This is a genomic window from Xanthomonas sp. 3058 (assembly GCF_014199765.1).
Lineage (GTDB): Bacteria > Pseudomonadota > Gammaproteobacteria > Xanthomonadales > Xanthomonadaceae > Xanthomonas > Xanthomonas campestris_B.
This window is the reverse complement of sequence record NZ_JACHOF010000007.1, coordinates 130,513-143,269: the sequence shown is the minus strand read 5'-3', so window position 1 is coordinate 143,269 and position 12,757 is coordinate 130,513. Positions and strand designations below refer to the sequence as shown.

Genomic DNA, 12,757 nt, shown 5'->3' with positions numbered 1-12,757 from the left:
CGAGGCAGTCCGATGAGCGCACCGGCCGCTGTTGCCGCAACCAGCGCCGCGCCGCCGAAGCGCGAACGTTTTCTATCGCTGGACGTGTTTCGCGGCCTGACCATTTTCCTGATGATTCTGGTCAACACCCCCGGGCCGGGCGCGCAGGCGTATGCGCAGCTGACACATACACCCTGGTTCGGCTTCACGCTCGCCGACCTGGTGTTTCCCTCGTTCCTGTTCGCCGTCGGTAGCGCGATGAGTTTCGCACTGGCCACCGACACGCCGCATCGGCAGTTCCTCGGCCGCGTGAGCAAGCGCGCCGCGCTGATCGTTCTGTGCGGCGTGCTGATGTACTGGTTCCCGTTCTTCCATCTGCAGCCCGGTGGCGGATGGGCGTTCACTGCGATCGATCAGATCCGCCTGCCTGGCGTACTGCAACGGATCGGCCTGTGCTATCTGCTGGCGGCATTGCTGGTGCGCTATCTGCCGCCGCGCGGCATCGCGCCGGCGTGCGTGGCGCTGCTGCTGGGCTACTGGGCATTGTTGTATGCCTTCGGCCAGCCCGGCGCGGAGTTGAGCAAGACCGGCAATGCCGGCACCCGGCTGGATCTGTGGCTGTTCGGGCGCGCGCATCTGTATCGCAAGGATGGCGGCTTCGACCCGGAGGGCCTGCTCGGCACGTTGTCGGCCACGGTCAACGTACTGGCCGGCTATCTGGCCGGGCGTTTCCTGCAGCGGCGCGGCAAGACCGGTGCCGCCACGCGCGCGTTGCTGCTGGCCGGCGTGGGCCTGGTACTGCTGGCGCTGCTCTGGCACCCCGCCTGGCCGCTGTCGAAGAAGCTCTGGAGCGGCGCGTTCGTCGCCTGTACGGTGGGACTGGATCTGCTGGCGCTGGGCGCACTGGTCTACCTGCTGGAGCTGCGTGGCTGGGTCGGCGGCAGCGGCTTTTTCACCGTGCTGGGGCGCAACCCGTTGGCGATCTACCTGTTCTCCGAGTTGTTCGTGGTCGTGCTGCGGCTGCTGCCGGCCGGCAGCTCCGGCCTGGACCTGTACGCCTGGGCCGGTATCCGCGTGTTCCAGACCATCGCGCCGGGGCCGTTGGGTTCTTTCTTGTGCGCGCTGGGCTACACCCTGCTGTGCTGGGGCGTGGGCTGGTGGATGGATCGGCGGCGCTGGTATCTACGGCTGTAACGGCATCGCCACCCGGGCGGTGGCGCAAGGCGCGGGGCGCGGTCAGTTCCGGCGCGGCGCTGTGATGGCCGGCCCGGTTGGTTTCCTTCGATGCGCCGTGGGGCGATCCCCTGGCAGATGTCTCGCTTCCGGGCCCGGCTGCGGCTAATGCGCTCCCGGCAAATTGGTACTATATTGGACCTAACGAATCCAAGTCGGTCCAGAGGACAGGCAATGGTCAAACCGAAAACCGATGCCAGGACGGACAGCGACCCCAGGGTGGATGCGCTGGCGCTGGACGCCTCCGCGCCCACGCCACTGTACTTGCAGTTGGCGAGCAAGCTGGACGAGCAGATCCGCAGCGCCCAATGGAAGGCGGGTGAAGCGCTGCCGGCCGAGCGCCAGCTGTGCGAACGGCTGCAGATCTCGCGGGTGACGCTGCGTCAGGCCGTGGATGTACTGGTGGAACAGGGTCTGGTCTCGCGTCGGCAGGGCGCCGGCACCTTCGTCACCACGCAGATCCAGCATCAGCTCAGCGGCCTGACCAGTTTCAGCGAAACGCTGCGCATCAAGGGCTACGAGCCGGGCACGCGTTGGCTGGAGCGGCGCTTGCGCCCGGCCCACGGCGAAGAAATCCTGCGCCTGGGGTTGTCGCCGGATGCGGCGGTGGCCTCGCTCACCCGCCTGCGCAGCGCCGACGACCGCGTCATGGCCTACGAGCATGCGGTGTTGCCGCAACGCATCGTCGCCGACCCGCAGCAGATCGGCGATTCGCTCTATAGCTATCTGGATGCACAGGGCACGCCGGTGGTGCGCGCGCTGCAGTATTTCCGTGCGATCAATCTGCCCGCGCGCCTGGCCGAACACCTGCGCATGAAAACCGGCGAGGCGATCCTGCATGTGGTGCGCGTGGGCTATGCGCGCGATGGCAGCGCGATCGAATTGACCGACACCTATTGCCACAACGATTTCTACGATTTCGTTGCCGAACTGCGTCGCTGATCCAGCGCGGCGTCCCCCAACGACAACTCAAGAGCCAGCCGATCCATGACTACCGCCAGGCCCGCAAATCCCGTTGTCTCGATCGCCATCGTCGGCGTGCTGTTTTTCATCATCGGCTTTTTCACCTGGATCAACGGGCCGCTGATCACCTTCGTGCGGTTGGCGTTCGACCTCAACGAGGTCAACGCGTTTCTGGTGCTGATGGTGTTCTACCTGTCGTACTTCTTCCTGGCGTTGCCGTCGTCGTGGATTCTCAAGCGCACCGGCATGAAGAAAGGCCTGGCGCTGAGTCTGGTGGTGATGGCGGTGGGCGCGGCCGGCTTCGGTCAGTTCGCCACCCAGCGTTGGTATCCGGGCGCATTGGGCGGCTTGTTCGTGATCGGTAGCGGCCTGGCGCTGCTGCAGACCGCGATCAACCCGTACATCAGCATCCTCGGGCCGATCGAAAGCGCAGCGCGGCGCATCGCGTTGATGGGCATCTGCAACAAGATCGCCGGCATCCTGGCGCCGATCCTGATCGGCTCGCTGGTGCTGCACGGCATCGGCGATCTGTCCGAGCAGGTGGCCAGTGCCGATGCGGCGACCAAGGAGACGTTGCTCACTGCCTTCGCCGCCAAGATTCACGCCCCCTATCTGGTGATGTCCGGCGTGCTGCTGCTGCTGGCCATCGGCGTGCTGTTTTCGCCGTTGCCGGAGCTCAAGGCCTCCGAAGCTAATGCCACGCCGGGCGCGACCGGTGGCGTGCAGAAATCCAGCATCTTCCAGTTCCCGCACCTGTGGCTGGGCGTGCTGTGCCTGTTCGTCTATGTGGGCGTGGAAGTGATGGCCGGCGATGCCATCGGTACCTATGGCCACAGCCTCAATCTGCCGTTGGACAGCACCAAGCTTTTCACCTCTTACACGCTGGGGGCGATGTTGCTGGGCTACATCGCCGGTCTGGTGCTGATTCCTGGTGTGATCTCGCAGGCGCGCTATCTGAGCGTGTCGGCGGTGCTGGGCGTGTTGTTCTCGCTGGGTGCCTTGTTCGCCCAGCGCTACGTGTCGGTGGACTTTTTCGCCTCTCTCGGCTTCGCCAACGCAATGATGTGGCCGGGCTACGTGTCGGTGGGCTTCGTCGCCGCGCTCGGCTTTGCCAACGCCATGATGTGGCCGGCGATCTTTCCGCTGGCCATTCGCGGACTTGGTCGCTTCACCGAGATCGGTTCGGCATTGTTGGTGATGGGCATTGCCGGCGGCGCGATCATTCCGCAGCTGTTCGCCATTCTCAAACAGCACTACGACTTCCAGGTCGTGTTCGCTGCGCTGATGGTGCCGTGCTATCTGTACATCCTGTTCTATTCGTTGCGCGGTCATCGCGTGGGCCTGCCGGCCCAGGCAAAGTGAGCGCGGCAGCATGATAGCTTCCGACGAACAAGGTACATCCATGCGTAGGCCCACCATCAAAGACGTCGCCGAGCGCGCCAAGGTCTCGTTGAAGACCGTGTCGCGGGTGATCAACAACGAACCATCGGTGATGCAGGCAACCCGCGCACGTGTGTTGCGTGCCATCGCCGATCTCGACTACGAACCCGATCCGTCCGCGCGCAATCTGCGCAGCGGCACGCCGTTCGTGATCGGGCTGGTGTACGACAATCCCAACCCGTATCACATCATCGGCATCCAGAACGGCGTGCTGGCCGCCTGCCGCGAAACCGGCTTCGGCCTGCAGATCCATCCCTGCGACTCCACCTCGCCGTTGCTGGCCGAAGAACTGGCCGAATGGGTGCAGCGTTCGCGGCTGGCCGGCGTTGTGCTGACTGCGCCGATGTCCGAGCGCCCCGAGCTGATGGCCGGTCTGGCCGCACGCGGCATCAAGAGCGTGCGCATCATCGCCGCCACCGACGATCCGGGCGATGGCCCCTGCGTCTACATCGACGACCGCGCTGCCGCCTACGAGATCACCGAGCATCTGATCCAGCTCGGTCATCAGCGCATCGGCTTCCTGTGGGGTGGCCCGCAACATCGCTCCAGCGGCGAGCGCTACGCCGGCTACGAGGCGGCGTTGAAGGATTACGGCATCACCCTGGACAAGCATCTGGTGATTCCCGGCGACTACACCTTCGACGACGGCTTCCGTGGCGCGCGCCGGCTGTTGTCGTTGCGCGAACCGCCTACCGCCATCTTCGGCAGCAACGATGAAATCGCCGCCGGGGTGCTGGCCGCAGCCAAATCCACCGGCATGAACGTGCCGTACCAATTGTCGATCGCCGGCTTCGAAGACAGCCCGTTTTCGCGCCAGTCCTGGCCGGCACTGACCACCGCCAAGCAGGCCACCGACGACATCGCACGGCATGCTGCACGCCTGTTGATCAGCCAGTTGCGCAGCGACGCCTACGACGATCAGCCCGCGCAACTGCAGAACCGCGGCTTTGTGCCGCAGTTGGTGGTGCGCGGTTCCACTGCACCGGCGCAGACGCCGGCCACCAACTCCCTTCCCCCCGAATCCACCTGAGCCCGATGAGCCTTCCCACCGAAACCGAGACCTTGATGTTCCGCGAGGCGGCGCAGACCGCCGACGTGGTCGCCGCCCAATTCGCCCGTAACGCCGATACCGTCGCCGCACTCGCGCAGTCGCTGCGCGCTGCGCCGCCGCCGTTCGTGGTGACCTGTGCGCGCGGCAGCTCCGATCATGCAGCGACGTATGCCAAGTATCTGTTCGAAACGCAGCTGGGTATCGTCACCGCATCCGCATCGCCCTCGGTGGGCTCGGTCTATGCAGCGCCGCTGCAGTTGCGCGGCGCGCTGTACATCGTGATTTCGCAATCGGGCAAGAGCCCTGACCTGTTACGTAACGCCGAAGCCGCCAAGGCCGCTGGCGCGCGCGTGGTCGCGCTGGTCAACGTCGAAGATTCGCCGCTGGCGCAGCTGGCCGAGGTGGTGATTCCGCTCGGCGCAGGCCCGGAAAAAAGCGTCGCCGCCACCAAGAGCTATCTCGCCTCGCTGGCTGCCGTGCTGCATCTGGGCGCGGTGTGGAAGAACGACCCGGCGTTGCTCGCGGCGGTCGATGCATTGCCGCAGCAGCTGCGCACCGCCTGGCAGGCCGACTGGTCCGCACTCACTGCCGGATTGGTGCCGGCGCACAACCTGTTCGTGCTCGGTCGCGGCCTGGGCCTGGGCGCGGCGCAGGAAGCGGCCTTGAAGTTCAAGGAAACCTGCGGCCTGCATGCCGAAGCCTATAGCTCGGCCGAGGTCAAACACGGCCCGATGGCGTTGGTGGGACCGGGCTTCCCGGTGCTGGTATTCGCCCAGCCCGACGAAACCGGCGCCGGCACGCGTGCGCTCGCCGCCGAATTCCGTGCGCGTGGCGCGCAGGTGTGGCTGGCCGCGCCCGATGGCGATCTGCCGCTTGCCGCCGACGCACACCCGGCCGCCGCACCGCTGTTGACCGTGCAGAGCTTCTATCGCGCGATCAACGCGCTGGCACTGCAACGTGGCAACAATCCCGATTTACCGCCGCATTTGAACAAGGTTACGGAAACCGTTTGAACATGGATGCTTCCCCGCTTCAAGCGCTGTGCAATGCACGCGTGCTGACCGACGATGGCCTGCAGGATGGATGGGTCGTCCTGCTGGCCGGCGCGCAGATCCAGGCGGTCGTGCCGGCTGACGATGCGCGCGTTGCGCAGGCGCCTACGCGTGTGGATCTGGGCGGGGCGACGTTGTTGCCGGGCTTCATCGACATCCAGGTCAATGGCGGTGGCGGCGTGTTGTTCAACAACGCACGCGACCCGCAGGCGCTGGCCACCATTGCTGCTGCGCATCGTCGCTTCGGCACCACCGGCATGCTGCCGACGCTGATCAGCGACACCGCCGAGGTCATGGCCGAGGCCATCGACGCCACGCGGCAGGCGATCGCGCAAGGCGTGCCCGGGATACTCGGCATCCATCTGGAAGGCCCGTACCTGAGTCCGGCCCGCAAGGGGACGCACGACGCGCAGAGGTTCCGCCTGCCGAACGCGCACGAGATTGCGGTCGATACCTCGCTGGACAACGGCGTCACCTTGATCACGCTCGCGCCCGAGCGCGTGCCGCTGGACGATATCCGCGCCTTCGTCGCCGGCGGCGCGATTGTCTTTGCCGGCCACACCGCCGCAACCTACGCGCAGGCGCGCGACGGCATCGCCGCAGGCGTCAGCGGCTTCACCCATCTCTACAACGCGATGTCGCAACTGGCAGGGCGCGAGCCCAATGCGGTGGGCGCCGCGCTGGAAGATGCCAACGTGTGGTGCGGCATCATCGTCGATGGCGTGCATGTGCATCCGGCCAGCCTGCGCCTGACGCTGGCCGCCAAACCGCGTGGCACGGTGCTGCTGGTCACCGACGCCATGCCGATGGTCGGCGCCGACAGTCCCAGTTTCGATCTGTACGGCGAAACCATCACTGCCATCGACGGCGTGGTGCGTAATGCCGACGGCGCGTTGGCCGGCTCGGCGCTGGACATGGCCACGGCCGTGCGTAACAGCGTGCAGTGGCTGGGCGTGGATCTGGCCGAAGCCGCACGCATGGCATCGACATATCCGGCGCAGTGCATTGGCTTGGGTGAGCGCCTTGGCCGGATCGCGCCGGGGTATCAGGCCGATCTGGTGCTGGTGGATGCCGATGTACAGGTGCTTGCCACCTGGGTGGCCGGGCAGCGCGCCTAAGCGTATCGCTCAGACCGAACGCGCTCCCGCCAAGCGGCAGCGATGACCGTGCGACGCGATGGGTACAACCGTCGCGCTGCGATTGTTGCAGCCGCCTGCAGTGCCGTTGCACATGGAGCAGGTTGCATGTCGCGACGTTCCCTACAGCCTTACGTGGTATGCAACGGCTGATTCAGTTACGCCTGACTTCAGGTTGCGACGAGTGGCTGATGAAGAACGCGCCGATGGGGGGGGGGCTGGTGCTGAGCCTGCTGTGCAGCGTGCACGCGATGGCAGCAGTTCCACATTGGCGCGTAGTTGCCGGTGACCGACTACCAAGTGACTGCGGTGGAAGGTGATCTGCAACCTGCTGAAGGTGCGCAGTGACGTCTGACCGCAGGTTCCGCGCCTATTTCAGCAGAAGGGACTGGTTTCGTGCAGTTGGATGCCCGTTGCGATTGCCCACAGCTGCACGCAGGATCGCAGCGGCCATCGTAGCGATAGCGCACTGCAACCGGATGCGGTGCTTGACCCGCAAGCCGATGCGATCGAGTTGGCAGCGCAGTGGTTGCGGACGCAGGCGTGCGCGGGCGTGAAGTAGGCGCGTTGTTTCGCGTGATGGCGTACGGGTGTGCAAGCCGATGCGCGCCATGTCGATGCGAACGAAGGTTCTGCGCTCGACAGTGCATCGCACGTTGTGTGGTGGAGGTAGCCGACTGCATCGCAGAGATGGCGCATTCCGCAGTCACGGACTGAACATGGGTGCCTCGCAAAAGCGTCGGTGTGGATAAGGCATGGGCCGACGATGCACATTTGCGCCCATAAAACACGGTGCATCGCATCATCCGGCTGCACAGCCTTGTGCCATCAGGCCGCGACACGCAGTGGTCTGCATGCGCCACAGAAAAAATCCAGTGGCCGACACCCGGGGATCCTTGCGTCTGCATGGCGTGCATCGTGCAGCATCCGCACTGGCTCGATTCGGCGATGTGTTGACAGCGCAGCGTGCGGGAGGCACCTTCGCCGATAACGTTGTCAGCGTGCAGGAGCTTACGTCCGAGTTCACGAAGCATAGTTGCCGCCCGATCGTTGATCGGGTTGGCTGGTCCCGCATGCCGTTACGGTCGTGCGGGACCTCGCTCGCATCCGGTACAGGGGACGGATCGCGGGCATGGCACGCGCATCGCGCGTCGTTGTGCAACCGCAGGGTTGCTACCAGACATCACCAAGAGGTCCACGTCATGCCGTCTCCCCGTGTGTTCGAGTTGTCCCGTCACCTGTCGTGTCATCCGCATGCGCCGCGTCGCTCGCCGCTGAGTGCTGCGGTACGCGGTCTGCTGATCGGTGGTGTGGCCCTTGTGGGTGCGACAACGCTACCGGCGTTTGCGCAGGAGCAGGCTGCACCCACGCAAGCGCAAACGCCTGCGCAAACCGATCCATCCGTTTCCACGCTGGATGAAGTCAAGGTGGTGGGCTATCAGGCCAGTCTCGGCAAGGCGCTCAATGTCAAGCGCAACGCCGATGCCATCGTCGATGCAATCAGTGCCGAAGACATCGGCAAGTTCCCGGATACCAATGTTGCCGAATCGCTGTCGCGGCTGTCCGGCATCACGGTGGATCGGCAATTCGGCGAGGGCGAGAAGGTCAGTATTCTCGGCACCGACCCGGCGCTCAATCGCGTGCTGCTCAACGGCCAGACCATCGCCTCCACCAGTTGGGGCGGCGATCCCAACGATCCGGACAGCCGCTCGTTCAACTACAGCACGCTGGCGCCGGAAGTGGTCGGCTTGATGGAGGTCTACAAGACCCCGGAGGCGCGGATCGATGAAGGCTCGATCGGCGGCACCGTGATCGTGCACACGCGCAAGCCGCTGGAGCTGGACCGCAACACGCTGACCGGCACGGTGAGCTACGGATACAACGATCGTTCCGCAGACGGCAAGCCGAACGCATCGGCGCTGTACAGCTGGAAGAATCAGGACGAGACGTTTGGCGTGCTCACCTCGGTGATGCATTCGCAGCGCGTGCTGCGTCGGGATGGCGTGGAAATTTTCGGCTATGACGACGTGCAAGATGCCGGCTTCCCGCCGGCAGTGGTCGGCAACAACACCGGTGTGTTTCCCACCTCGATCAATACGGCGCTGTTTCAACAAACGCGCAAGCGCGATGGTGTCAGCGCAGCGCTGCAATGGAAACCGGATGCCGACTTCGAGCTCAATCTGACCGGCCTGTACGTCAAGGAAAGCTTCGACAACTACAATCAGAGCCGCTACGGCTATTGGGGCTCCAATCCCGGCGACGCACAGGCATTGGGCTTCGAGAACGGGGTAGCCACCTCGGGCACGTTCGGCGATCAATCCACCACGTTCCTGGACGGCTACCTACGCAACAGCGACGTCACCACCGGCAGCATCCATCTGCGTGCCGACTGGCATGGCGATGGCTGGAATGCGTCGAGCCAGGTGGGCTACACCAGCTCGCAAGGCGGTGCAGAGCGCATCTATGGTATCCAGTTCCGCAATCTTGCCGGCTACAGCTACAACATCGACGGCCGCCGCACCGGCATGGACTACAGCACCGACCCGACCAATGCTGCCGCGATGCAGCTCAACAACGCATCGGCCAGCCATAGCCCGCAGTACGACAAGGAGCGCTATCTGCAGCTGGACTTCGATCATGCAGTGGAGTGGGGGCCGTTCACGCAGATCCTGACCGGCATCAAGCTCACCAACCACGCTACCGGGCAATCGGCCTACAGCCGTACCTGGGCGCCGAACGACGGCAGTACGCTGGCGGCGTTCTCGCCGGGCACCACGCCATCGGATTATCTCAGTGGTTTATCGACCAGTGCCGATATGCAGCGCTGGTCGACCATCAACAGCGGCGCGATCAGCCGGTACATCAGCGGCCTGGAAGGCGACGGCGGGCTGCCGATCAGCTACGCCGGCAACTACAGCATCGAAGAACAGAACCGAGCCTGGTTCCTGCAAGGCAATTTCTCCGGCGAGCGCTATCGCGGCAACATCGGCGTGCGCTATGTGCATTCGCGTGATTCCACCGACGGCTACAGCTATGCACCGGGTGGCGGCTATACGCCGGTCAATTTCCTCAGCAGTTACGGCAAGTGGCTGCCGTCCTTCAATATCGCCTACGACCTGCGCGACGATCTGATGCTGCGTTTTGCTGCGTCCAAGGTCATCGCGCGGCCGCGCTACACCAACATGACCCCGTACGTGGCAACCGACGACACCACCTTGACCGCCTCTTCCGGCAACCCGGGTTTGATGCCGTACGAGTCGACCAACCTGGGTGCATCGCTGGAATGGTATTTCTCCGACAGCAGTCTGCTCAGCGGCGAGTTCTTCTCGCGCGATATCTCCAACTACATCCTGACCACCGTGCAGGACCGGGTGTTCTTCAACAACGCCACCGGCGGCTCCAGCACCTATCAGACCTCGGTGCCGACCAATGCCGGCGATGCCAAGGTGCGCGGTGTGGCGGTGAATCTGCAGCACAACTTCGGTAACGGATTCGGCGTGGTGGCCAACTACACGTATTCCGATTCCAAGACCGACGGCGACTACAGCCTGCCGTACAACTCGCGCAACGCCTACAACATCAGCCCGTATTACGAGCAGGGCAAATGGAGCGCGCGGGTGAATCTGGGTTGGCGTTCGGAATACTTTACCCAGATCGGCCGGCTCAACGGCCAGCAGATGACCGATGCCTTTACCCAGGTCGATGCGTCGTTCGGCTACCAGGCCACCGAACGCCTGCGCGTGGCGCTGGAAGCCACCAATCTGCTGGACGAAACCTATTACAGCTACATCGGCAATAAAGATCAGCCGTACTACATCTACAAGAACGGCCGTTCCTTCATGCTGAGTCTGAACTTCAAGTTGTGATGCATCGCCGGGCGGCTGCGTTCGTGCAGCCGCTCCGGCCGTCATGGCGGGCAGGTTGCATCGGTTGCGATGACGACCGCCTTTGGCCCGGTTTGACCGTTGCTGCACGCCTTGGCGCAGCACGCGCCCACCACGGTTGCACCTGGGCAACGATGCGCACTATTGCTTATGCGCCGGCCTTTCGCGCAGCCGCAATCGCGGCAATCCGTGCCTTGGCCAATGCTTCGCCGATTTGCGGCCCTTGCAGGCCGTCGGCTGCCAGGTCGCGTGCATTGATCGCCATCGCGGCGGCATGCAGACGCTTGATTTCTTCGGCCTGCGGGTAGGGTGCATCCTCGCTGCCCAAGCGGCCACGCTTGTCGGCTTCGCAGACCAGGGCGAGTTGTGCGATGCGCTCGGGCCGGCGAAACGCATCGCAGCGCACCAGCACGTCGTGCACGGTGCGGTCGCGCAGTTCGGCCAGGCGATGCACGTTCAAGTGTTCGCGGCAGGTGGTGATGGCGAGCTGGCGATAATCCTGCGGCACCTTGAGGCGTTCGCACAATGCCTGCACTGGTGCGACACCGCGTTGCTCGTGCATCACATGGCGTGGCCATTGTTCCTGCGGTGTAAGCGCCTTGCCCAGGTCGTGGGTCAATGCGGCAAAGCCGACCAGTGCGTCGCCGGGCGCCAGCCGCGCGGCCATGTCGCTGACCATTTCCTGGTGAATGCCGGTGTCCACTTCCGGATGAAACGCGCGACGTTGCGGCACGCCATACAGCGCGTCGATTTCCGGCAGGATGACGCGCAGCGCATCGGTGTCGTGCAGCGTACGCAGGAATGCCGAAGGTTGTGCACTCTGCAATACGCGGCGCAACTCCTGCCAGACGCGTTCGGGCACCAGGCTGTCCAGCTCGCCGCTGGCGGCCATTTCGCGCATCAGTGTGGCCGTCTCCGGCGCAATGCTGAAGCCGAGTGGTGCCAGCCGTGCCATGAAGCGCGCCGCACGCAGGACGCGCACCGGGTCTTCGACAAACGCCGGGCCGACATGCCGCAGCACGCGTGCCTGCAGATCGCGTGCGCCGCCGTAAGGATCGAACAACTCGCCCGTGTCTTCGTCGCGCGCAATCGCGTTGATGGTGAAGTCGCGGCGCAGCAGGTCTTCTTCCAGTGTTACCGAGGGATCGGCATCCACCACAAAGCCACGATAACCGCGCCCCGATTTTCGCTCGGTACGCGCCAACGCATACTCTTCGCCGCTACGCGGATGCAGGAATACCGGGAAATCTTTGCCCACCGGTTTGAAGCCAAGGCTTTCCATCTGCGCCTGATCGGCGCCGACCACCACCCAGTCGCGGTCGCCGGCGGGCTGACCAAGCAGGGCATCGCGGACTGCTCCGCCAACGAGATAGATCTTCATGGCGACATGATGCCCGATGCGCTGCGCGGGTCGTAGCGCGACTGATCTACGGCCTGGCTGCCGGACCCTTGGCCGTCCGCCATCGCGGGACACGCCGTGAATCCGTCCCTAGATGCTCTAATGCAGCAATAAGGTGCCGCGACAGTGGGCGGCCAAGGGCCAGTCGAGATGGTCGGTATGCATGGTGCAGGCAATGCATCACCCCCGTTGTTCGGGTAACGGCGCGCCCAATCAGCTTGCCAAGACAGGCAGAGCAACAGGCGGGCGTTCAACAAAGCAACCTGCAAGTGTCCTGATGCGGTGTCCTTGCCGGTTGCGGGACCGTGTGGCGGCACGGACGGATGTACGGCGTGTCTCGCAAGCGGTGAGGGCACCGCGCCCTCGACGGCCCGAGCCTTCGACTGCAGCTAAACGACGCAACGACGCGATATCTTGCTTGGCCTTGAAGCCTTGAAGCCTTGAAGCCTTGAAGCCTTGAAGCCTTGAAGCCTTGAAGCCTTGAAGCCCTAGAGCCCTAGAGCCCTAGAGCCCTAGAGCCTTAGAGAGTGCCGAGAGACGAGTCTCGGAGGTAGCATGCGCCCCAGGCCGAGACAGACACGTGCAACCGCGCAAGCACGACTAGCTCATCCACCCGGCGT

The 12,757-nt window shown here is 64.3% G+C and carries 8 protein-coding genes; 7 read left to right on the top strand and 1 reads right to left on the bottom strand.

The window, feature by feature from the left end; all coding sequences use genetic code 11:
* Nucleotides 1-12: 12 nt before the first annotated feature.
* The 7 genes from GGR61_RS11525 (at nucleotide 13) to GGR61_RS11495 (ending at nucleotide 10,720) form a co-directional block, all read left to right on the top strand.
* A complete protein-coding gene (locus GGR61_RS11525) occupies nucleotides 13-1,173 on the top strand; it encodes a heparan-alpha-glucosaminide N-acetyltransferase domain-containing protein (RefSeq protein WP_184621453.1) in 1,161 nt (386 codons plus the stop codon).
* A gap of 258 nt (nucleotides 1,174-1,431) precedes the next feature.
* Nucleotides 1,432-2,154, top strand: coding sequence for a GntR family transcriptional regulator (locus tag GGR61_RS11520; protein WP_184407765.1), 723 nt, complete (start codon nucleotides 1,432-1,434; stop codon nucleotides 2,152-2,154).
* Nucleotides 2,155-2,199: 45 nt separating this feature from the next.
* Nucleotides 2,200-3,537 carry a sugar MFS transporter gene (locus GGR61_RS11515; protein ID WP_184407706.1) on the top strand — a complete coding sequence of 446 codons (1,338 nt, stop codon included), beginning with the start codon at nucleotides 2,200-2,202 and terminating at the stop codon, nucleotides 3,535-3,537.
* Nucleotides 3,538-3,577: 40 nt separating this feature from the next.
* Entirely contained in the window at nucleotides 3,578-4,645 is a 1,068-nt protein-coding gene (locus GGR61_RS11510) for a LacI family DNA-binding transcriptional regulator (RefSeq protein ID WP_184407705.1), read from the top strand.
* Between the two features lie 5 nt (nucleotides 4,646-4,650).
* Complete coding sequence (locus GGR61_RS11505) at nucleotides 4,651-5,679, top strand: SIS domain-containing protein (RefSeq protein ID WP_184407704.1); 1,029 nt, start codon at nucleotides 4,651-4,653, stop codon at nucleotides 5,677-5,679.
* 2 nt (nucleotides 5,680-5,681) lie between these two features.
* Nucleotides 5,682-6,836, top strand: a complete 1,155-nt coding sequence (gene nagA / locus GGR61_RS11500; protein WP_184621452.1) for an N-acetylglucosamine-6-phosphate deacetylase — start codon at nucleotides 5,682-5,684, stop codon at nucleotides 6,834-6,836.
* 1,220 nt (nucleotides 6,837-8,056) lie between these two features.
* Entirely contained in the window at nucleotides 8,057-10,720 is a 2,664-nt protein-coding gene (locus tag GGR61_RS11495; RefSeq protein ID WP_260287569.1) for a TonB-dependent receptor, read from the top strand.
* Between the two features lie 166 nt (nucleotides 10,721-10,886).
* Here GGR61_RS11495 and GGR61_RS11490 read toward each other — a convergent pair whose 3' ends face one another.
* Nucleotides 10,887-12,119, bottom strand: a complete 1,233-nt coding sequence (locus tag GGR61_RS11490) for a multifunctional CCA addition/repair protein (protein WP_184621451.1) — start codon at nucleotides 12,117-12,119, stop codon at nucleotides 10,887-10,889.
* Nucleotides 12,120-12,757: the final 638 nt, after the last annotated feature.

Excerpts from the sequence above, each read along its gene's own strand:
- GGR61_RS11515 (WP_184407706.1), top strand. The coding sequence starts at position 2,200 with ATGACTACCGCCAGGCCCGCAAATCCCGTTGTCTCGATCGCCATCGTC.
- GGR61_RS11495 (WP_260287569.1), top strand. The coding sequence starts at position 8,057 with ATGCCGTCTCCCCGTGTGTTCGAGTTGTCCCGTCACCTGTCGTGTCAT.
- nagA (WP_184621452.1), top strand. The coding sequence starts at position 5,682 with ATGGATGCTTCCCCGCTTCAAGCGCTGTGCAATGCACGCGTGCTGACC.
- GGR61_RS11505 (WP_184407704.1), top strand. The coding sequence starts at position 4,651 with ATGAGCCTTCCCACCGAAACCGAGACCTTGATGTTCCGCGAGGCGGCG.
- GGR61_RS11490 (WP_184621451.1), bottom strand. The coding sequence starts at position 12,119 with ATGAAGATCTATCTCGTTGGCGGAGCAGTCCGCGATGCCCTGCTTGGT.
- GGR61_RS11510 (WP_184407705.1), top strand. The coding sequence starts at position 3,578 with ATGCGTAGGCCCACCATCAAAGACGTCGCCGAGCGCGCCAAGGTCTCG.
- GGR61_RS11525 (WP_184621453.1), top strand. The coding sequence starts at position 13 with ATGAGCGCACCGGCCGCTGTTGCCGCAACCAGCGCCGCGCCGCCGAAG.